The 21,181-nt window shown below is 58.1% G+C and carries 15 protein-coding genes; 1 reads left to right on the plus strand and 14 read right to left on the minus strand.

Annotated features, from left to right (window positions below):
• Nucleotides 1-6: 6 nt before the first annotated feature.
• The 13 genes from ftsA to purB all read right to left on the minus strand — a co-directional run bounded on the left by ftsA (nucleotide 7) and on the right by purB (nucleotide 18,580).
• The gene (gene ftsA / locus Q0J85_RS00080) at nucleotides 7-1,284 is read right to left on the minus strand and encodes a cell division protein FtsA (RefSeq protein WP_294477032.1); all 1,278 of its coding nucleotides are present in this window, start codon (nucleotides 1,282-1,284) and stop codon (nucleotides 7-9) included.
• Between the two features lie 89 nt (nucleotides 1,285-1,373).
• Complete coding sequence (locus tag Q0J85_RS00085; RefSeq protein ID WP_294477034.1) at nucleotides 1,374-2,447, minus strand: glycosyltransferase family 2 protein; 1,074 nt, start codon at nucleotides 2,445-2,447, stop codon at nucleotides 1,374-1,376.
• A gap of 71 nt (nucleotides 2,448-2,518) precedes the next feature.
• On the minus strand, nucleotides 2,519-3,859 hold the full coding sequence (gene miaB / locus Q0J85_RS00090; RefSeq protein WP_294477035.1) for a tRNA (N6-isopentenyl adenosine(37)-C2)-methylthiotransferase MiaB: 1,341 nt from the start codon (nucleotides 3,857-3,859) through the stop codon (nucleotides 2,519-2,521).
• On the minus strand, nucleotides 3,856-4,986 hold the full coding sequence (gene proB, locus Q0J85_RS00095; protein WP_294477036.1) for a glutamate 5-kinase: 1,131 nt from the start codon (nucleotides 4,984-4,986) through the stop codon (nucleotides 3,856-3,858). The genes miaB and proB overlap by 4 nt, the downstream gene beginning before the upstream one ends.
• A gap of 49 nt (nucleotides 4,987-5,035) precedes the next feature.
• Nucleotides 5,036-6,934: a hypothetical protein gene (locus Q0J85_RS00100; protein WP_294477038.1), complete on the minus strand. Its 1,899-nt coding sequence runs from the start codon at nucleotides 6,932-6,934 to the stop codon at nucleotides 5,036-5,038.
• Nucleotides 6,931-8,742: an O-antigen ligase family protein gene (locus tag Q0J85_RS00105; RefSeq protein WP_294477043.1), complete on the minus strand. Its 1,812-nt coding sequence runs from the start codon at nucleotides 8,740-8,742 to the stop codon at nucleotides 6,931-6,933. Before Q0J85_RS00105 ends, Q0J85_RS00100 begins: the two co-directional genes overlap by 4 nt.
• Before the next feature lie 83 nt (nucleotides 8,743-8,825).
• The gene (locus Q0J85_RS00110) at nucleotides 8,826-9,416 is read right to left on the minus strand and encodes a type II secretion system protein (protein WP_367274560.1); all 591 of its coding nucleotides are present in this window, start codon (nucleotides 9,414-9,416) and stop codon (nucleotides 8,826-8,828) included.
• A gap of 246 nt (nucleotides 9,417-9,662) precedes the next feature.
• Entirely contained in the window at nucleotides 9,663-10,673 is a 1,011-nt protein-coding gene (locus tag Q0J85_RS00120; RefSeq protein ID WP_294477045.1) for a DUF4105 domain-containing protein, read from the minus strand.
• The gene (locus Q0J85_RS00125; protein ID WP_294477047.1) at nucleotides 10,651-12,549 is read right to left on the minus strand and encodes an alpha/beta fold hydrolase; all 1,899 of its coding nucleotides are present in this window, start codon (nucleotides 12,547-12,549) and stop codon (nucleotides 10,651-10,653) included. The genes Q0J85_RS00120 and Q0J85_RS00125 overlap by 23 nt, the downstream gene beginning before the upstream one ends.
• A 17-nt stretch (nucleotides 12,550-12,566) precedes the next feature.
• The gene (locus tag Q0J85_RS00130; RefSeq protein WP_294477048.1) at nucleotides 12,567-14,516 is read right to left on the minus strand and encodes an AI-2E family transporter; all 1,950 of its coding nucleotides are present in this window, start codon (nucleotides 14,514-14,516) and stop codon (nucleotides 12,567-12,569) included.
• Between the two features lie 105 nt (nucleotides 14,517-14,621).
• Nucleotides 14,622-15,665: a phosphoribosylformylglycinamidine cyclo-ligase gene (purM, locus tag Q0J85_RS00135; protein WP_294477050.1), complete on the minus strand. Its 1,044-nt coding sequence runs from the start codon at nucleotides 15,663-15,665 to the stop codon at nucleotides 14,622-14,624.
• A gap of 89 nt (nucleotides 15,666-15,754) precedes the next feature.
• The gene (gene uxaC, locus Q0J85_RS00140) at nucleotides 15,755-17,125 is read right to left on the minus strand and encodes a glucuronate isomerase (protein WP_294477053.1); all 1,371 of its coding nucleotides are present in this window, start codon (nucleotides 17,123-17,125) and stop codon (nucleotides 15,755-15,757) included.
• 15 nt (nucleotides 17,126-17,140) lie between these two features.
• A complete protein-coding gene (gene purB / locus Q0J85_RS00145) occupies nucleotides 17,141-18,580 on the minus strand; it encodes an adenylosuccinate lyase (protein ID WP_294477055.1) in 1,440 nt (479 codons plus the stop codon).
• Between the two features lie 222 nt (nucleotides 18,581-18,802).
• Here purB and Q0J85_RS00150 point away from each other — a divergent pair, with 222 nt between their 5' ends.
• A complete protein-coding gene (locus Q0J85_RS00150) occupies nucleotides 18,803-19,156 on the plus strand; it encodes a VOC family protein (protein ID WP_294477057.1) in 354 nt (117 codons plus the stop codon).
• A 113-nt stretch (nucleotides 19,157-19,269) separates the two neighbouring features.
• Here Q0J85_RS00150 and Q0J85_RS00155 read toward each other — a convergent pair whose 3' ends face one another.
• On the minus strand, nucleotides 19,270-21,144 hold the full coding sequence (locus Q0J85_RS00155) for a beta-galactosidase (RefSeq protein ID WP_294477059.1): 1,875 nt from the start codon (nucleotides 21,142-21,144) through the stop codon (nucleotides 19,270-19,272).
• Nucleotides 21,145-21,181 lie beyond the last annotated feature (37 nt).

The raw sequence follows: 21,181 nt of genomic DNA on the forward strand, positions 1-21,181 counted from the left end.
GTTCGATCACCCCCTCCTCGCGCCTTTGAAATTCAACCAGCCGAGCCGGGTCCGGTTCAAAACACCGTCCACGACGTCGATCAGATTCCCGAACATGCCGCGCCCTCCCTGACCGGCGTACAATTCATTGTAAAACGCAGCGATTTTCAGCGCCCCCCAGATCGTGCTGCAGCGCGGCGTATCCAGTCCGGTCAGAGCGCCCCCCGCCTCGAACGGCTGACCGATGCGGCACGACATATCGAAAACTTCACGGAAAATCGGCGCGGTCCGATCGAACAACGCCCCCCCTCCGGTGAGCACGCCACCCGCATCCAGCACGGCAGGGGCCCCCTGTGCGGTCGCCATGGAACGGATGATCTCAAACGTCTCACGAATCCGCGCATCGATGATCGTCTCGAATGAGGAGAGCGGAATCCGGCGGACCCGGCCGGTCGAACTCGGGAACTCCATGTATTCACGCCGCTCACGCATCGCGTTCTGCAAGGTCTTATCCTCGATCATCTTGCGGCAGACGTCAATATGCAGATCGAGCCCCAGCGACAAATCGTTGCAGACGTGGTCGAATCCGACCTGAAGCACTCCGGAGGCCTGAACTCCGGAGTTGTACTCCACCACAAATTCGGTGGTTCCCGCTCCGAAATCAACCAGCAGAACCCCCTGCTCGCGCTCCTCGTCCGAAAGAATTCCGAAGTCGTCTGCCAGCGGCGAAAAGGCAACGTCGATATGAGCCTCCTCAAATCCGGAATCGCGCACGATTGAGCGAAAATTCTCCAACCGGACCGCATCCGCATGAACCACATGCACATACGCTTCGAGCTTGTTCGCAGTGTGATTCAACGGATTCCGGATCCGCCGCTCATCGATGGTAAAGTAGGACTCGGAACTGTTGATGATCTCGCGCCCGGTCGCAAGCTGCAGCACCCGGGCGTTCTCGTGAGCCTCCAGCCGCTCCCGGTTCGTCACTTTATGCTCAGGATTCTTCACCACAACCGAGCCGATTCCCTGAAATGCCTCGATCCGGCACCCGGTCACAACCACGACGACGGATTTCGTGCTGTTGAGCATTCCATCCGAAGCATTTGCCGCATCTTCGATCGCCGTTCCGAGCTGCTCGAAAGCGAGCTCCATATCCTCTATCTCGCCCTTGACGACCGAACCGGCGGAGGGCGCGGTACCGCGACCGATCACGCTCACGCGACCATCCGTCCCCGCTTCGCCGACCAGCACATTGATTTTCGAGGTACCGATCTCGATCGCAGTCACGATATCCCTGGAATGAAACATGATCCCCCCGTTAAAAATTTTGCGCCAGACCTTTTCAGAATATACAGGAGAATCCGGAAAATGTCCAGTCCCTCCGGTGATTTTCCGGATCAAATCACCGGTTTCTCTGCCTGCTGCCGGTCGAAACGGTGCAGACACCGCAATGTTCTCAGGCCGTCAAACCAGAGATGAAATGCCGCAAGACGCGCCCCGGCCCGTTTCGGCGTATTCGCAAGAATTTTCGGCCAGACAGCCGGGAATCCCTCCTCTTTCAGAAACGCGCGAAAGCATGGATCGAGTTTTCCCATAAGAAGTTCTGCATCGTCCAGTCCGGCCGGGGCAGCCGCCAGAGTGAGCAGAACACCGAGGTGCGAAAACGCCGCATCTGAAATTTCAGAAAGCCTCTCGCCCGCCATGAGTTTCCTCACTGCCGGACCGGTCCCGAACGGAACCCGATCCGACGGACGCGCTGAAGGATGGACCAGAACCTTTCTCCCCGTCGCAACCGTTCCGACCTTGGCTGTCGCCTGCAGAAAATAAAAGTCCTCTCCCCCGCGGCGGACACGCATCCCGCCGGCACGGACATAGGCATCGAGCCGGACCGCAAAGGCCGATCCCACCGTCTGAAACGCATAGGGGGATCCCGCTTCACGTAACTTCGTCACATAACGCTCGAGATACGCTTCATATCGCCGGATCGCCAGTTCCTCCTCCGGCGTCTCTCCCGGCTGGTGACGGAACGGAATCGTCAGCGCCGCAATCTCCGGGGTGCGCCCGAACTCCGCCAGGATTTCGGGAAAATAATCCCGCTCCGCAACCGTATCGGCATCGAGAGACGCGAGAATCGTCTGTTCCAGCATATCCGCCCTCTGCGAAGCGACGACGGCATCCATGCCGAGCTTGCGCGCTTCCCCGACGCCGCCGCGCAGATCCGGAGCGTCGATCCAGTGCAGATTCCGACATGGAGACCATCCTGCACGCAATCGGCCAAGCAGCTCGAACGAAGAGCGTTTCACGCGGGAATCCGCCCCCTCCGGATGATTCACGACCACCATTGCCGCGCAATCATCCGGAACGACAAGCGACGCAAGCGTGCGTCCGATCGTCTCAAGTTCATCGCAGGCCGGAATCACGGCAACACAGCGCAAGCCCGGAGAGAGCGGGAGCGGTTCAACATCACGCAAGTCACATTTCCGCAAGTACTTCTGATATTCCCGCTCTTTCAAGCCGGCACCTCTCGCCCATGAAAAAATTCTTAAAGCAACTCGCCGAACAAAGAGACGCTCCCGGCCCGGGTGATTCTGACTTGACGCAGCGTACCGGGTTTCACTCCGGACTCCGGCAGAAAATGCACCATTCGGTTCGTCCCGGTCCGCCCGCACCAGCGCTCCGGATTGCGCGGACTCGTCCCCTCGACCAGAATTTCCTGGACACTTCCGACCTGTGTGCGCAGGGAAGCGGCGACGCGCGTTTTCAGATCGTCGAGCAGAATCGCGTTGCGTTTCTCTTTCACTTCCTGCGGCACGGAATCAGCGACCTGCGCCGATTTCGCGCCGGGACGCGGTGAATACTTGAAAATGAAGCTGTTATCATATCCAACCTCATTCATCAGATCCCGGGTGAGCAGGAAATCCTCCTCCGTCTCCCCGGGAAATCCGACGATCACGTCGGTCGAAAACGTCACATCCGGAATCGCACTCCGGATCGCACGCACCACCTGCCGGTAGCCATCCGCCGTGTACTGTCGATTCATCGCCCGCAAAATCCGATCCGACCCGGATTGCAGCGGCAGATGAATATTGTGGCATACCGTCCGGCTCGACGCAATCACTCCGATCAGCCGATCGTTGAAGTAGGTCGGATATGGCGATGTGAAACGTATCCGCAGCAGTTCCGGAATCCGGTCGAGCTCTTCAAGCAGGTCGGCGAACGGCGAAACTCCCGATGGCGGAGGATTGATGTTCCCACCCCAGCCGTAAGCCGCGACGTTCTGGCCGAGCAGCATAATCTCCCGGGCGCCGTCGGCGACCAGCATGCGCGCCTCGGCAATGACATCCTCCGGTTCCCGGCTGATCTCCCGACCGCGCACATACGGCACAATACAGTAACTGCAGAACCGGTTGCAGCCGCGCGTGATCGCGATCTGCGCCTTGAAACCGGACGAATCTCCCGACGGCCGGTAGTGGCTGCCCATCCCGGTCAGCACATCGACCGACTCCGCGATCGACGCAACCTGGTGACGGTCCGCCCGGATCGACTCAATCAGCGGTACGAGCGTATGCAGCTGCCCGGTGCCCAGCACGAAATCAAGATGCGGAAGTTCGTTCAACAATTCATTTCCAAGGCGTTGCGCCATGCAGCCGAGCGCGCCGATGACGAGATCGGGGTTCTTCGCCTTGAGTTTCTTCATATAACCGATTTTGCCGATCGCCTTACGCTCGGCCTGTTCACGAACGCTGCAGGTATTGAACAGAAGAACATCGGCTTCCTCCTCGGCGTCGACCATCGTGTGACCCGCTGCGGTCAACATTCCGGCCAGCGCCTCGGAGTCACGCTCGTTCATCTGGCAGCCGTAGGTCTTGATATGGATCTTCATGGCAGATTCAACGTAAGGTTATCGCGATGAATGAGTTCCTCATCTACATTTGGTCCGAGGATCGAGTGAACGCATGCCGAGCTCTTCCCGCAGATCCGCAGGCATTCAGCCGCATCGAAATTCACCAGACCGCGCGCAAACGGCACACCGTCCGGTCCGGCGATCTCGACGGTGTCGCCGCGCTTGAACTCGCCCGAAACGAATTTCACACCGGAGGGCAGCAGACTGCGCCCCTGTTCCCGAACCGCTTTCGCCGCGCCCGCATCCACCAGAAGCGAACCCGAGACCCGGCTGAAAAAACGGATCCACCGTTTGCGCCCCGGAATCCGGCGGGCGCGCGGCAGAAATACCGTGCCGATATCTTCTCCGGCCAGAATCCGCCCAAGCGCTCCGGGCTCACGCCCGTCCGCGATCCAGAGATACTCTCCTGATGCGGTAACAAGTTCAGCCGCATGGATTTTCGAGCTCATTCCGCCGATCGAAAACTCCGAGTTATCAGTGCCGCCGGCCATGGCACGAACCGAATCGGAAACCTCTTTCACCACCGAGATCCGCTCACCGAGCGTGCCGTCCCCGTTGCGTCGGCGCAACCCCTGTTCGGTCGTCAGAATCACCGTCAACCGCGAATCCGTGAGCGAGGCGAGCATTCCCGCCAACGTATCATTGTCACCGAACTTCAGCTCGCTCACCGAGACCGAGTCATTCTCGTTCACGATCGGCAGCACCCCCGCGTCCCACAACGCTCCGATGCAGTTCATCACATTCAAGTAACGCTCCCGATTCCGCAGATCAGAGGCAGTCAGCAGCAACTGTGCAGTCAGAAAACCGCGCTTCCGGCACTCTTCCTCGTAAATCGCCATCAGCCGGCTCTGCCCGATCGCGGCAAGTGCCTGCACCTGAGCAAGCTCTTTCGGCCGCTTCGCCAAATTCAGTGCGCGCATTCCCATGCCGACCGCACCGGAAGTCACCAGAAGAACCCGACGGCCATCCCGCCGAAGCAGATCGATGCCGGATACAAGTTCGGCTATCGCCTCCTGACTGGTCAGCAGCCGGGTTCCGGCCTTGACCACCACCTGACGGGCGCTTTTCAGCAATTCACGCCGTATTGCAAGATTATTCTCGTCCATGATCGTCCCAGATTGAAATCGTTGATAAATCCCGCGTTAATATACACCGTCAGTATACGACTTTCAACAACAGGTAGCGTCCGCTTTCCGGAACAGGAACAAATTCAAGTCTGCCCTGTTTCATAAGATCAAGGAGACGATCCGTCAACTGCGCATTCTGCACGTCGAAATCCGAAATGGGATCGGGATTCCGCGGCGATTCACCACCGGTCAGAATCACAAGATGGCTGATTTGATCGCTCCGGAGCCTTTCATAAACCTCCTCCGCCGAATCCGGTACCGGGGTAAAATACTCCTCCTGAAAAAATGGCGTACCCAACACGTAATCTCGCGGCATGTAGAGCCCGCGCCGGTCGAAAATCAGCATAACCCGCGCTTCCTGCGGAAGTGAATCCGCCAGAAAAGAAAGCGTATTCATATATTCCCGCTCTCGCGAACCAAACCGGACAAACTCAACCGGTGCTTTTCTGCCGACCTCGAGGGAACGCCAGGCATAATAGAAATTTTTCCAGACTTCCGGTTGAAACGAAATCAGCGTCGCGACCACAATCGCTCCCAGAGCAAAATTCCGCTGAAACGTCGGCAGAAACTTGAGACCCGCCCCTGCCAGAAACAGGACCAGAAAGTAAAACGGCAAAATAAAGCGCGATTGTTGGGAACTGAAACACCAGAAGCAATAAAAGAGCAGAACTCCCATCCCCGCCCAGATAAACGCTTTTCCTTTCGCACGGAATCGGCGAGCTGCAAGATACCAGCCGACCACTCCGATCAGAATCATCAGAGGGAATTGCCAGCCGAGGACATACCCGTCGTAAATCTCCATACGGTAGGCGATTGTGACCCAGGAGGAAAACAACGCTTCCATTCCGCTCAAACCGAACCGGCTCGTTCCGAGCAGAGAGTGGTAGACTTCCACGGCCGCCGCAGGAGAGGTCGGATCCAGCAAAGCCGAACCGAAAGGATAAAACGGATTCCGCGCCGCCAGCAGCGGCCGCAGATAAAACGGAACGGCGGCAACCGCTCCGGCCAGAGCAAACCAGCCGAGCGCAACAGCAACCCGGCGGCGCGGAATCCGGTCGAACGCCAGCACACAGAAAAACAGGCAGATCACCACCAGCGATGCAGATGCACCGGTGATCTTCACCGCCGTCGCCATCCCCGCCGCAAATCCGGTCAGCAGCGCCAGAGATGTCAACCGACTGCGGAACTGTCGGATCGCTTCGGCCCCGGCGAGCAGATTCAGCAGGATAAATGACTCCAGATAAACCTCCCGCAGCATCCCCCCGGTCAGCGGAGAAAACAAAAAAGCAGCCGTCAGAATCCATGCCGTTTTTTTCCCGAAACGCTCGAGCAGAAGATAGATCCACGGCAGCGCGATCAGGTATGTGCCGAGAATCAGCAGCCGGGGAAAATTCAGTCCCCCCAGTTTCACCCCCCAGAGCATCAGGAAATGCGGCATCGACGAAAGCGCGGAATAGGGATTGTCCGCCAATACGGCTGTCGATCCCTGCCGGAGATACCGGTACATCAACGCCACCTGATAGGATTGCTCATCCCACGAAAAGGGCGGCACAAAAGCCGGAGCCGCCGCAATCGCAGCCAGCAGCAAAACGCCGCCCCAGAGTATCCAGTCGATTTTGCGGAATCCACGCGCCTGCCGGATCAGCAGCCAGCCGCCATAAGCAGCTGGACAAACAGCGATCCCCCACAACCACGCGCCCGGGAGGTGAATCACCGCATAATCCCCGAATCGGAAAACAATCGCCAGCAGATCCATTCCCACGACCAGCGCCAGCAAGCCGATTCCGCGTCGCTCCGGCTCCCCCCCCAGTTTCCGCAGAATCGGAAATCCGATGCCGTAACCGGCAAGCAGCAGCACCAGAAAAGCGGCCGCCGGCTCATACCATGCACCCTGCATCGAAAGAATCCATTCATGCAGACTCATCATTTACGCTCCCTGTTCAAAAAGAATCGGAGTTCCTGCGGACTGTCGTCAAGCAGCTGATTCTGCATCAACCAAGGGAACTCTTCCGGACCGATCCCTTTGATTTTCAACAGCTCCCGCCATAAACCGAGCATCTCGTCCGCCTCCGTTGTCCGCCCCAGTTGGCGCAGCACGGATTGCCACAGGAACAAATTTACGGCACTGCGGGGAAAATTCTCCTGTTCCGCAGCGAAAAACGGCAGCGACTCCTCCAGTTTCCCGCGCGCCGCGAACGCACGCGCCAACCGTCCGGAGCTGTGCGCGTAAGAGGAAAGCCGCAGATCGTCCCGGATTCGCAGGAGCGCCTCCCCGGCACCGACCGGGTTCTGGAAATCAAACAGCTCCACAGTCGCCAGTGTGTACAGATTCTCTGCCGTCGGCCGGATCGAGACACTTCGCCGGAGATCGCGCCGCGCAGTCTCCGGATCCCCCGCAAGCAACGCAAGCTTGCCGCTCCGGCAATACCACCCACCGCAGAGGTTCAGGAAGAAGAATACGACAGCGACGATCGCACATCCGACCGCAACGGCAATCTGGATCCGCCCCACCGACCATTTTTTCACCCGACGGACTCCCGTTCCGGCCAGCATTCCGGTCAAAAGCAGAAAAAGACCGCCTGCCAACGGGGTTTGCAGCAGAACGTCAATTTCTCCATGGAAAAACAGCAGCCACCAGCCCCAGAGCGCCAGCAAAGTCAACTCATCCCGGCGCTGCCGCAAAACTGCGCTCCGAATGCCGATCCAGAGAGTCAGCAGCCACCACAGAATTCCAACAACCCCGAAGCTGCACCAGTAGAACAGCAGCTCATTGTGCGGATGCGGATGACGATCAGTCGCCAGATCGGAATCGAAATAACTCACCGGCAGAAACGGTGCGATTTCCCCCTCATAACGATCCTGACCGACACCGGAAAGCCAGTGAGCTTCCCCGAGCGCCAAACTCCCCTGCCAGACCATCAACCGATTTTCGCCAGGCAACCGTTCGGAAAAATACCCGGAGCGCACTCCATAATAAATCCCACTTCCGACCGCAAGGACCAGCAGGATCGCAACAACCGCAAAACCTTTCCTGAACCGGGGCTGCCGGTGCAGAAACCATGCAGCTCCGAGCGTGGCCGCTGCCGCGGGAGCCGCAATCACCGTCCCCCGGGAGGAGTAATACCCGCAAAACAAATACTGCCCGAATGCGACCGCAAAAGCCAGAACGATTCCCACCGCGATCTTCCGGCGCCGATCCCGCAGAAAAAAAGCGAGGCCGGGGGCTGCTGCCGTCAGAAGCGTCCAGTTCCAATTCCAGTTGCCCGCCAGTCCGACAGCGAACTTCTCGCGGAAATACTCATGAAACATCATGATTCCGCTGACACAAATCAGTATCGAAAAGAAAATCGGCAGAATCCGCCGCAATTCACGGGCGAGCAGCAGCCCGGCAATCGGAACCAGAAAACACGCGATTCCCGACAGCAGCGAGACCGCATTCCACCCGAACAACCCCTGCTGCAGCAAGACAACAAGGCATCCTGCTCCGCTCCCGACAAACAGAATGCGGACCAGCTCCGGCTGCTTCGCCAGCGGTTTCAAAAACGGAAATGCCAGAACAATCGCACCGGTCGAAAGCAGAGCCAGAATCGAAAAATCAACACCGGGAGCCTCTCCGAACAACGGAACCAGTCCCATCCAGATCTTTCCGAACGCCAGCGGAAACGAGAACGGCAGAGCAAACAGCAGAAACGCAGCCGCTCCGCGGAGAATTTTTTCATTGCGGCAGTCGAACATGGATTCAAAACGAATTCAGAATGATAAAAAAGGGAGGCGTTGCCGCCTCCCCTTTCACGTTTCGTAAATCAGTTGAAAACTGATTACTCAGCCTTACCGTCGATGTTGGTGTTCGGATAGATATCCGGGGTGTAACCGCGGTTCGCTCTGGTGTACCAACGGCTGGTGCTGAATCCATTGACGTTGCCGCCGAGGAACAGGATGTTGCCGTAATCGGTGTGGTTCGGGGAATTACCGTTGCGGTTTCCGCTCTCGTTGCCGTCAGCCATATCAGCCGCGACGCCGGAATCGGAACGACCGAACTTGGTCGAGTCGCCCATCATCATGTTCGGGCAGTAGGCATAGTCGCAGTTCGTGGTGCTCAGCGCAGCGGTGCCGGTCTGAGCCGAGGAGGTGGTGGACGGGCAGAGGTAGACCGCATAGTCGGTCAGCACACCGCTCGAACGAAGCTCTTCCAAGCCTTCGTTGAACGCTTTTTCCGGCAGACGGCTGTCGAAGTCACCGGCATACTGCGCAAGAGCGAGACCGATCTGCTTCATGTTGCTGACGCAGGAAATACGACGAGCGCGTTCGCGCGCCTGGTTCAGGGCCGGCAGCAGCATTCCCGCCAGAATCGCGATAATCGCGATCACGACGAGGAGTTCGATGAGGGTAAACCCACGACTTTTCTTCATTTTTATCTCCCTATTGATTGATTTCAAACCCCGGCTCCGTCTTTATAATGCCAATACTTAGAAAGACGAATCCGTGCTCGTTACCTATATTTTAGCAAAGAATCTTCAAATATGCAAGAGTTTTTCTTTTTTTTTTTCAATTTTTTTCCAAAAAAATGCGTTTTTGAATGTCTTTTGCCCTTTTTTTACGGAAAAAGAGAGCTTTTCTCCGTTTTGCGTCCCGAGTTAAACGGTTTACCTCCGCCATCACAGGTTGGTCCGGATCTGAGTAGAATACGGGAGATCGGACTCCGACAAAACGTAGCGGTCAGCAAGGCGACGCGCCTTGAGTTCGGCGAACGTCTCGCCCTCCCGGCATTTCAGATAACCGAGCTCGAACAGCAGCTCGTCGGAGAAACCATTCAGCAGCAGCCGCAGATCCCCCTCGAAACTCGGGTCGATCACGCGCAACAGCGGCGCCAGACTCGTCGTACAGTTCCGCGCAATGCTGTTGTAGAACTCCGGATGTCTCGACAGCGAATCGGCCCGCTGCACAATATAATCCAGCAGAACCCGCGCCTGCCCGGCAGTCGCATTGGTCCGATAGAGATAGAGCTCCTCGCGTCGGTAATTCGTGCGCAGCTTGAACAGATCCTCCTCCGTGGCCAGCACCATCAGCAGTTCATACTGGCGATAAAAGCCCGGCAGAAATCCCTGTTCCACACCGACCGGCAGCCGCGTCTCCATCGACACCGCCAGATACCGTCCGTCCTCGAACCCGAACGAAAGCATCGTATGGGCGATCGCCTGCATACCGTCCCAGTGCGACACCGCGACGTCGACACTTCGCACAGTCGCCGGATCGAAATGGAAATCCACGTAACGAATATCGTAATCGTCCACACTGCGGTAACGGAAGTCGCGCACATTCCGCAACGTGGTCACACCCCCCGTATATTCCACGGACGGGACCCTCCCCCAGGGAGCCTGCCACACGGTCTCTGCAAATACACGTTCCGGCGTCATCGCTGCAAACGCAACCATCACGGCACACGCCATCCCCGTCGGAATCAGCAACAGTTTCCGGAGCCGGAATCCCCCGATCCAGAACCCCAGCAGCAGCCCGCTGTATACCGCAGTCATGGCCCCGGACCAGTGAAACGCATAGAAAACCGCTCCGGCACTCCAGAGGCCGATCAGAGCGATCCCGGCAAACAGAGGGATGCGGACTCCGAGCCGCAGCAGAAATTTCCGATCAACGTGGATTTTTCGTTTCATTGCCCACCTTGTCCGGGAATTTCGGCAGGTCCACCTTGAGCTCCGGGAACTGGCGCAGATGCTCGATCAGAATCCGCCGCAACTCCTGAATCGCCAGCGGATTGACCTGTACGCTGTGACCGGACTTCACCACAAGTTCACTTGCCGCCCCGTCCAGATGACTCGACAGATACGGGACAATTCCATCGCTGCCGCCCGGCACCCCGTCCTCTTCGCGGTTGCCGATGACGGAATGGTAGACGACACCCGGCGCAAACGGCAGCGATCTTAGAAAATTCAGCATCCGGTTGTCGGGATCAAGATTGTCGATCCCGGTTGCGAACTTCGTATCATCCGGCATGAATACACCATGATCCATCAGCGCCTTGAAAATCCCCTCTCCGCGCGTCACAAGCGTGACCGGAAGCCGGATCAGAGAGGAACCGAGATGCGCAATCCAACTCTGCGCCATCTCCGATCCATGATGCGGAACCGCAAAGAAGACCAACCGTTTTGCAAACGGCAACGCTTCAAAATTCATCATCTCCTCGACGAAAAGCCGCTGTTCCGGCTCAAGGCCTTCGAGTTTTTCCTGATAGTCCTCTCCGAGGACCGACTCCAGCAGCCGGTCACCGGAATTCATCGCCATCGTTTTCGCGACCAGCCCGCCCATCGAATGGCCCACAATCACCATGCGGGAAAACATCTCCGTCGAACGACCCGACTCGCGCAGCCGCTCCTCCTCCAGCAGCAGATCGTCCCGCAGCATCTTCGCGGAAAGCAGCACCGGATTTCCGCTCGAATAGGTGAATCCCCAGAACTGATAATGCTTCCGCAGCACCGGATCGCTCTGCAGCGTGTTGATCAACTGCATCCAGGTACGGATATTGGACATCAGACCATGAACCAGAACAACCGGAATCCGATCCTCACGGAACGGCTCGAACATATACAACCCCTGCATCTGCCGCGTCGCCTCCGGACGGAGCATGTAGGTCAGATAATCGAACGGCAGCGGATTGCGCACCATGTAGGCCAGCGGCGTCGAAAAATCCTGTTCCACGGGCAGATTGTATTTCCCCAGCCGCACGGTCTCCCGGTTTTTTGAATCGAGATAAAGCAACCGCGCATTCAACACCCCCCGTTCCGGCATCTCAAACCGGATCAGCAGTGTCGCCGGCAACGTCTGCTGTTCGGCAAAACGGGTCTGGCCGCCCTCTCTGATCGCATCTTCCGTCAACTCGCAGATCAGCGGAGCTCCCACCCCGAAACTGCGGCTGATGTGAGTGAGATTCTTCGTCCGGTAGTCCGCGCAGAGAAGATAATCACCGAAATGTTCCGGTGCGAGCGGCAACTCAAATTCCGGAGATTGGAAGTTCACCCGCTGCCCCCCCGCCGCATTCAACGAGAAAGACGACTTCAGATGCAGCCCGCGCCGATGCAGATAATCGAAAAGCTCCGTCGTCGCCAGATTGTAGATCCGCATCATCAACAGCCGTTCGGCATTGTACGGCTCCAGATCGGGCCGGTCGAGGGCCGCCAGATAGCCGTAACTGTACAATGCCGCGGAAAGGTAATACCGCGCCGCTGTATCCGGGTCGCTGCGGTACCGCAGCCCGATGTTCAGCGAGCAATCCGCCAGAGCCGCCAGATAACCGGGCTGCGGCTCAGAACGGAACAGCTCCTCCAGCTCCATAACAAGTTCAGTCGGCCGCTCTTCAAACGTCTCTTCCAGCAGGAAGTTCCCGAGCAGATTGTTCGTCTCCTGCGAAATTCCGGCGGGAGTGATCGACTCACCGTATCCGATCCGGCCACTCGCGCCCACTCGAGTCACGGAGATCTCACTGGAACAACCCGACACCAGCAGCAGACCGCCGATGGATGCCGCAAACGGCATCAGAGATTTCCGCAACCTCATTCTCCCGCTCCTTTTTGCGGTGACACCGCGCGCCCCCATGTGTGATAGATCTGCGGCACCAGATATTTGATCACCGATGCCGCCGGCAGCGCCAGAATCATGCCCGGAATTCCGGCAAAAATCGCACCGAGCAACACCACGATGATCGTCTCGAGCGTCGTAAGCCCGAGCGATTCACCAATCACCGCCGGGTACAGAATGAACTGTTCAATCACACCGTTGTAAATCAGATAGGTCGCAATGATTCCCGCAAGCTGCAGCCCGCTCACGGAAGAACCGCCGACCGCCAGCGTCACCAGAATCGTCACCAGCGCCGACAGAATCGGCCCGATGTACGGCAGCAGAATTCCGCAGCCCGCCAGCGGCCCGAGCAGAGCAAAATAGGGCACACCAAGAAAGAAAAACGCCGTCGTGTACACCGTCGCATCGACAACCATCAACGTCAGATAGCCGCGCACCCAGACCCGTAATTTATTGATGACCTCCCCGATGATCCGCTGCGCCTCCGCCACGGTTTCGGGGCTCGCCCCCGGCAGCCAGTTGCCGTTGAACACGGTCCTCACCAGATACTCGCTCTGCCGCTGCCGATTCGGATCGTCGCCCGGGCCGCAGAACTCCGCGAGTTTCATCAGGAAAAGCAGGAAGAAGAAAATCGCCAGCAGCAGATCGGTAATCACAACCCCGATCGTACCGATCACCCCCGCAGTGAACGAGAACAATCCCCCTGTCCGCTGCAGAAGATACCCCGCAAGCTCCCGCTGCGCGGATTCATCGTGCAGAATCCGGCTGATCTGGTCGAGCCCCCATTTCACCAGCGGCAGACTCTGAAACCGCTCACGCAACCGTTCCAGATAAATCAGCCCCTGTTCAATCAGCTTCCCGGCGCCGTTCGTCCAGATTCCGTCCTCTCCCGGAACCACCGTCCTCGCCGGAACCGATTCCGCTTTCCCGGGAACTCCGGACTCCGTCGCCACCACCGGCTCGGCGACCGAAAGGCGGGAACTGCTCTCCGCCATCTGCGCGCGAGTCCAGCCTTTCAAATTCTGAAAATAGTGGTTTGTCAACAGGGAGATCCCGCTCACAAGCAGAATCACGAAAATCAACATGACGCCGCAGGTCAGCGTCACGGCCTGCGTGATGATCTTACGAGCAGCCCGCTTCCGGATTTCCACCTCGTCCGGCTGTCCGCCGCGACCGCGGCGCTGGAGTCTGGCGGCAAGATTGCGCAACGGGGCGTAAATGAAATCCACAACCCGGAAAATCAAATAGCCGATCCCCTTTTTCCGGTACAATCTCCGCTCAAAATATTTTTCGAGCGGGAGCATCACATAGGCGGCGATCAATCCGAAAATCACCGAACGCAGCAGGGTCGCAGTCAGAATGAACACCGCGATCACAATCAGCGCAACGAGGACTCCCGCCCCCGACCGCAGAATGCGCATCCGGCGCCGCTGCGCTTCAACAACCTCATCGCGCATCCGGGAGATGAGCTCTCCGGAAAAACCGAACCTGGCGGCAAGATCATCGATCAGGGGCGAACTCTCCTCCAGGCAATCACTGCCCGCCGCGAGAATCAGCAGCAGCCGGATCAGACGCTCCCGGTCCTCCTCCGGCTGCGCCTGAAACAGCGGCGCAGCCTCCTCCGCCGTGGTGATCGGCGCCCGTCCGAGATCCGAGATCATCCGTTCGATCTTGAACGGCGAGAAGTCTTCGGAGAGCAGTCGGCGAAACAGATCGATCTCCGCTTCGCCCATCGGCTTGCGGCTTTCCAGGACCGTTCTGACCAGCGACAGGAACGCTCTCCGTCGCGCCAGTTCCACCTCGTCGGCAGGCTCCTCGCTGTCTCCGCTGAACAAAGCAACGGCACGGGCAAACGTCTTGCGCAGCGACCGTTCGACTCTGCCCCGGATTCTGATCGACCCGGATATTCTGGAAAAATCAACCATTGCCCGTCACCCCTCCATCCGTCGCGCTCAGGGAGCGGCATAGCGCCGTTCCTCCGTACCCGGACCCGCGCCGCGGCAGCAGGAGTTGCCGCGGCACCTCGATAATCAATGAATCCGCACGTCGCGATGGCCGGGAACGACCTCGCCGATCACGCCGACCGTGAACCCCTTGCCGCGGGCGATCTCGAGAGCCTGATCCACCGCTTTCTCCGGCACGAACCAGACCATGCCCACGCCCATGTTGAACACGCGATACGCCTCGACCGGGTCGACATGCCCCTTTTCCACCAGCACTTTGAACACCGGCGGAATCGGCAGCACATCCGTACGGAACACCACCGAGACATCATCCGGCAGAATGCGCGGCACGTTGTCGTAGAGCCCGCCCCCGGTGATGTGCGCAATGCCGTGCAGCGGCAGATCCGCATCCTGCGCGGCCCGGATCGCCGGGTAGTAGCAGATGTGCGGTTTGAGCAACGCCTCTCCGACGGTCTCCCCGAGCTCCTCGAGGTAGGTCTTGACCGTGTAGCCGCACTGCGAGAAGAAGATGTTGCGGGCGAGACTGAACCCGTTCGTATGCAGGCCGTTCGACCCGAAACCGATCGCCACGTGACCCGGGCGGATCTTTTCGCCGGTGATCATCTTCGACTTCTCGACCACTCCGGTGATCACGCCGACCAGATCGAAATCGTTGCCGTACATGCCGGGCATCTCCGCGGTCTCACCGCCGAGAATCGCGCAGTTGGCAGCTTTGCAGGCGTCCGCGATTCCGGTCAGAACATGCTCATAAAGCGGGCTGCGCAGCTTGCCGATTCCGATGTAATCGAGAAAATAGAGCGGCTCAGCCCCCTGCACGGAAATGTCGTTGATACAGTGATTCACGATATCGTGACCGACCGTATCGTACTTTTCCATCATCATTGCAATCATCAGCTTTGTACCGACGCCGTCGATGCTCGCAACCAGAACCGGCTCCTTATATCTGGCCAGATCGAGCTGGAACAATCCACCGAATCCTCCGACCGGCGCAAGCATTTCCGGCCGCCGGGTCTCGGCAAATTTCTTCTTGACCTGATCGAGCAGCGTCGTCGCCAGATCGATGTCAACGCCGGCAGCCTTGTACAAATCGCTCTTCACCTTTTCGCTCATACGCAAATCCTTCAAACAATATAAAATGAAATCCAGCCCGGAGTCCGGGAACATTCACACGAACAAAATATACACGTTCCCCGGCCCGATTACAAGTTCCAGAAGCTCTTGACTCCGGTATAGGCCATCCGCACGGCGAGTTCCCGGGCGATCTTCTCCGGCATCTGACCGCGTTCAACCATGCCGCCGAGCACGTCGGAGAGCACGCGGCGGAACATCTCGAAACGCGATCCGTAGCTCAGGAGTTTGCGCGAATCCGAGACCATTCCCGCGAAATTCGACAGCACATCGATCGATCCGATGTACTCAAGCTGACGGCGCATACCGATCGGCGTGTCATTCAGCCACCAGGCCGATCCGAGCGAGACATTCGCCCCGAATGCGCGCGTCAGCGTCGCCAGCGTCATCTGGTGAATCGCATCCATACAGTAGAGAACAACCTTGAGCCGGCCGTCGAACCGGTTCAGGAAACGGACCAGATTCGGCGTGAAATCGAGCAGATGATTCGACACATCCCCGCCGACATCGGGCCCGAGCGACTCGTAAAGCGAATACCGGACGTCACGCACCGCGCCGATGTGCAGCTGCGTCACCCAGCCGGTCTCGGCGTTCAGCGCGGCGGCTTCCGCGAGGAACGTCCCCATGTAGCAGTCGATCTCGGCCTGGCTCAGCTCTTTTCCATCGAGGGCCTTGCGGAACGTCTCGTTCACATTCCCGAACGCGCAGTCGGCGTAGACCGGATATTCGAGCCCGTGGTCGCTGGCGCGGCAGCCGTGCTCCGCGAAAAATGCGTGCGAACGACCCATCGCCTCAAGCATGTCGTCGAAGCTCTCGATCTTCATGCTGAACCGCTCCTCGACCTGCCGGATATACTCCCGCCAGCCCGGGGCGAAAATCTTCATCGCCTTGTCCGGACGCCAGGTCGGGCGGACCAGCACGCGGCCGACCGCCTCGTTGACCTGCTTATGATACTCGAGCGTATCGATGAGGTCGTCGGTCGAGCTCATGACTTCGACATTCAGCGGACCGGTCAGCAGCTGCTGAGGACGGTAGGCATCGGTCGCGAGTTTCGCATTGACCTCGTTCCAGATCCGTTCACCGCTCTCTTCGTCGAGCTGCTCCGTAATGCCGAAATAGTTCTTGAGATCGAGGTGAATCCATTCATAGACGGGGTTGCCCGCCAGTTCCGGGAAAATCTTCGCCATGGTGAGAAACTTCTCCCGCGGCGCGGCATCACCGGTGATGAGCCGTTCCGGAACGTTCCGCTTGCGCAGCATCTCCCAGACGTAGTGATCGGTTGCGGCGAAAAGCTGCCACGCATCCTTGTAATTCGTATTTTCGGCGATCTCCTTCACGTTGGCATGGTTGTGCGGGTCGACCACCGGAAGATCCCGAATCGCCTCGAAGAGTTCCCTGCCCGTCTCGTTTGTAATGAGATAATTCAAATCCAGAAAAGCCATGATGAACACTCCCCGTTAAACATTGATGGAATCGGCGGAAGCCCCGGCGAGTTCCGCCTGGTACTTGTTGAGAATCGGACGGATCTGCTCTGAGAGGAACTCCTCGACCTGCTGCGGCGCACGGCCGACAAAGGTCGCAGGGTCGAGCAGCGAATCGAATTCATCGCGGATGCAGTCGAACGCCGGATCGGCCTTGAGCCGTTCGAGCAGATCGTTGTCGGCCCCCTCCTCTTTCACGCGGCGGGCGGCTGCCATCGAATGGGTGCGGATCACCTCATGCAGCTCCTGCCGGTTGCCGCCTTTTTTCACTGCGGCCATCAGCAGATTCTCGGTGGCCATGAACGGCAGTTCCGCCTGGATGTGGCGTCGGATCACGTTCGGCCAGAGCTGGATGCCGTCCGTGATGTTGATGAGCAGCGACAAGATGATGTCAACAGTCAAAAAGCCCTCGCCGAGCAGGATCCGGCGGTTTGCGGAGTCGTCGAGCGTCCGTTCAAACCACTGAGTCGCCTCGGTCATAGCAGCGTTGCCGGGCAGATTCATGACATAACGCGCGAGCGAACAGACCCGCTCGCAGCGCATCGGGTTGCGTTTGTAGGCCATCGCGGAGGAGCCGATCTGTTTTTTGCCGAACGGCTCCTCGACCTCTTTCAGATTCGCAAGCAGCCGGATGTCGGTCGCCATCTTCGCGGCCGACTGCGCGATGCCGGAAAGGATCGACATGACGAAGTAGTCGATTTTTCGCGTGTAGGTCTGTCCGGAAACCGCGATCACATGGTCGAATCCCATCGCGGCGGCGACATCTTTTTCAAGCTGCCGGCATTTCGCATGATCGCCGTCGAAAAGCTCGAGAAAGCTCGCCTGGGTTCCGGTGGTACCCTTGACGCTGCGGAACGGCAGTTCCTCGATCTCGCGCTCGAGCCGCTCGAAGTCGAGCATGAAATCCTGCAGATAGAGGCAGAAGCGTTTGCCGACCGTGGTGAGCTGCGCGGGCTGATAATGTGTGAATCCGAGCGTCGGCAGCTCGCGGTTCTTCTCGCAGAAATCGGCCATCTGGGCCATGAGTTTCAGAAGTTTTCCGCGCAGAATCTTCATGCCCTCGCGCATCTGAATGAGTTCGGTGTTGTCGGTTACGAAGCAGCTTGTGGCGCCGAGGTGGATGATCGGCATCGCCTCCGGGCAGCATTCTCCGAAGACGTGGATATGGCTCATGACGTCGTGTCGAAGTTCTTTCTCCTTTTCGGCGACGCGGTCGAAATCGATGTCGTCGAGGTGTTCGGACATCTGGCGGATCTGGGAATCGGTGATCTCCAGCCCGAGTTTCTGTTCACACTTCGCGAGTTCGAGCCAGAGCCTCCTCCAGGTTGAGTGCTTGAACTGCGGCGACCAGACATAACTCATTTCCGCTCCGGCGTAGCGGTCGGTCAGCGGGCTGGCATAAGTGTTGTGATTCACGGAAAACCCCCTTTTCGGATTCCATTATGGTTATTTTAAACTTATTTGCAAAACCGGAGTTGACTTCGCGGAAAACAAAGCTATATATAATTTAAGTCACAAAAGACGGTTTGGCAAGGCGGAACGGTTTGAAAACCGTTTTTTTATGGATTCCGGGGACATTTCGGACGGGTGAAAAAGGACTCCGCGGCTCCGGGCCGGAAAAGTTATGGAGAGCGATTGATGAATGCTGCGTATTTCAGCCTGATACTCAAGGTGAACGACCTGGACGGCTGCCGGATTTTCTACCGAGATCTGCTCGGACTCGGGGAACCGGTGTTCGACAGCACGTTTGCGGTGGTCTTTCTGCTGGGGGAGAAGCTGACGCTGATGTTGGAGAAGAGCGCGGCGGAGTATCTGGAACACGCCTCGGCCGCGGCGAACTTCGCATTCGCCGTACCGGATCTGGAGGAGTTTGCCAGGAGACTTGACGACAACGGCTGCCCGCTCGAACCGGATTCGATCCGGATCGGCATCGTCGAATACCGGCGCGGCACCGATCCGGAGGGCAACCCCTTCCTCGTCTGTCAGGCATAACAGATTTTGAGCATTCCTCCGGACGGCTTCCGCCGGACCGGCTTCGGAAAGACGGTGAAAAAAGCGGGGCGGCTGACCCGTCCCGCTTCCGACCTGGTTTCCAAGCCGTTCGCTCAGCGCACATCAATCGAAACCGATTCCGGGCCGACCAGATAGAGAATTCCCGGCGTCGCAGTGTACCGGTTTCCCGGGACAGGCTGTTTCTCCCCGAGGTGATTCACCGCTTCAGCGACCTTTCCCCCTATCTTGAGCTTGACTTCCTCCGGATACCGCGGAGTCCACACTGCCCAGACGTTCACGCCGTCCGGGCGCGTCCAACCGGCGAGGCGGCATTCTCCGCAAACGGAGATGTTCGGCACGGTGGAACCGGCAGGGCACATCGCAGTCAACGTCCGATAGGCGCAGAACGCGGATTTCGGCGTCAGATCGGCATGAACGATTCCGAAATGATGTTCCATCTCATCCGGTTTCCACTCTCCCGCCCGAAGATTGTACCAGAAAATCCGTTCGATGCCGTTGGCCATAGCCAGAAGATAAGTGCGCGGCAGCATCTCTGCCTGACGTTTCTCCGAAACGGTGTTCGCTGTTCCGAACCCGGTATAGACGATGATGTTCCCTTTCAAATCACTGTTGAGTTTGTAAAGTGCGAAGACGGTTCCCGTATAACTGTCGGTTCCGGCTTCAATCACCGGGATAAATTCATCGCCATCTTTCAGGTTTGCCGCAGTCAGAAACCGACCGGTCGGTTTGAAGTCGACCGAAAATTTTCCGGAAAAACGGGAAGCGGTTTTCTGCCGCTTCTCCTGTTCGGGGACGCCCTTTCCGGTCCAGTGAGCTTCCCAGGAGATGTGCAGATCAGCCAGGTATTTGTCGTTGACCTGCACCGACCGGCCGCCGCCCCTGCCGTCCATCTGAAAATCCTTGTAGAACGGCAGTCCGGACGGAAGCAGAAGCGTCCCCCCGCGCTTTACATAGGCGATCACATCCGGCAGAAAACACATCGGGAACTCCTCAGACAAAGAGGGGACCAGAACCGGAAACTGTTTCACATTCAGCGATTTCAGGTCGCTCAACCGGATGCGTTCCACCTTTCGGAACATACCGAAGTGGAAATCCGCATCAAAATTCTGCAGCTCGGGAAATCCAAGATCCGGATCATTCACGACAGCGACCGCCGACGCAGCCGGATCAATTCCGATTTCCGCCAGAACCGGAGGCAGCACGTCCACGTAAATCGGTGATGGCTTCGGAGTGGACCACCCGATTTCAGTGATCCAGATCGGCTTCTCTCCAGCCCCATGCTTCCGCATCAGCGCACGCAGTTCCGGAAGCCGGGAAAACATCGTCTCCGGAACACCACGCCAGTGATACGGATGAATGTTCATCACATCGAAGTACCCGGCCGCCCCGGCCTTAAGGGAATCCTCGATAAAATCGAGCGGAATCCCGGCAGTGCCACCGTAAAGAACGGTCAGTTCCGGATCGATCTTCTTGACCTCCTCCCAGGTGCGCTTCAGCAGAAGGGCATAATGAGCGCCATCCGGTTCATCCCGCCAGAAACCGCGTCCGTTCGGCTCATTCCAGGCCTCCCAGCAGCGCAGTTCTTTCGCATAGCGGGTCACGACGCGGCGGACATATTCCCCCCAGGAGTCGAGATGTTTCCACGCCGGAGTTGCCCACGGCACATCGTAGTCGAGAATCGGCAGGATGTTGATCTCCGACTGTTTCGCCATCGAAACAAGCCGATCGAGACGGCTGAAATCCCATGTCCCCGGTTTGGACTCAACTCCTTTCCAGTCAAAATCCGTGCGGGCCCAGTTGCTGTTCAACTCTCTCATCAGCCGGAATTCCTGCGGCGCGATCTCCAATTCGGCGCGGCTGACATGGGCGCAGACGCCGTAAGGATCCTCCGTCCGATTTTCCGCCTCCGCTGCGAAAACCATACCTGCGGTCAGCAGGCCGAGAAGCCAAGCGGCAGAATATCTCATAATTGGTTCCTTTCTTCAGATTGTTTTCAGAAATCTT

The organism is uncultured Victivallis sp. (assembly GCA_944389935.1).
In the GTDB taxonomy this organism is placed as follows: Bacteria; Verrucomicrobiota; Lentisphaeria; order Victivallales; family Victivallaceae; genus Victivallis.

Coding starts and splice junctions, on each gene's coding strand:
- ftsA (WP_294477032.1), bottom strand. CDS start 1,284: ATGTTTCATTCCAGGGATATCGTGACTGCGATCGAGATCGGTACCTCG.
- miaB (WP_294477035.1), bottom strand. CDS start 3,859: ATGAAGATCCATATCAAGACCTACGGCTGCCAGATGAACGAGCGTGAC.
- proB (WP_294477036.1), bottom strand. CDS start 4,986: ATGGACGAGAATAATCTTGCAATACGGCGTGAATTGCTGAAAAGCGCC.
- Q0J85_RS00100 (WP_294477038.1), bottom strand. CDS start 6,934: ATGATGAGTCTGCATGAATGGATTCTTTCGATGCAGGGTGCATGGTAT.
- Q0J85_RS00105 (WP_294477043.1), bottom strand. CDS start 8,742: ATGTTCGACTGCCGCAATGAAAAAATTCTCCGCGGAGCGGCTGCGTTT.
- Q0J85_RS00110 (WP_367274560.1), bottom strand. CDS start 9,416: ATGAAGAAAAGTCGTGGGTTTACCCTCATCGAACTCCTCGTCGTGATC.
- Q0J85_RS00120 (WP_294477045.1), bottom strand. CDS start 10,673: ATGAAACGAAAAATCCACGTTGATCGGAAATTTCTGCTGCGGCTCGGA.
- Q0J85_RS00125 (WP_294477047.1), bottom strand. CDS start 12,549: ATGCCGTTTGCGGCATCCATCGGCGGTCTGCTGCTGGTGTCGGGTTGT.
- Q0J85_RS00130 (WP_294477048.1), bottom strand. CDS start 14,516: ATGGTTGATTTTTCCAGAATATCCGGGTCGATCAGAATCCGGGGCAGA.
- purM (WP_294477050.1), bottom strand. CDS start 15,665: ATGAGCGAAAAGGTGAAGAGCGATTTGTACAAGGCTGCCGGCGTTGAC.
- uxaC (WP_294477053.1), bottom strand. CDS start 17,125: ATGGCTTTTCTGGATTTGAATTATCTCATTACAAACGAGACGGGCAGG.
- Q0J85_RS00150 (WP_294477057.1), top strand. CDS start 18,803: ATGAATGCTGCGTATTTCAGCCTGATACTCAAGGTGAACGACCTGGAC.
- Q0J85_RS00155 (WP_294477059.1), bottom strand. CDS start 21,144: ATGAGATATTCTGCCGCTTGGCTTCTCGGCCTGCTGACCGCAGGTATG.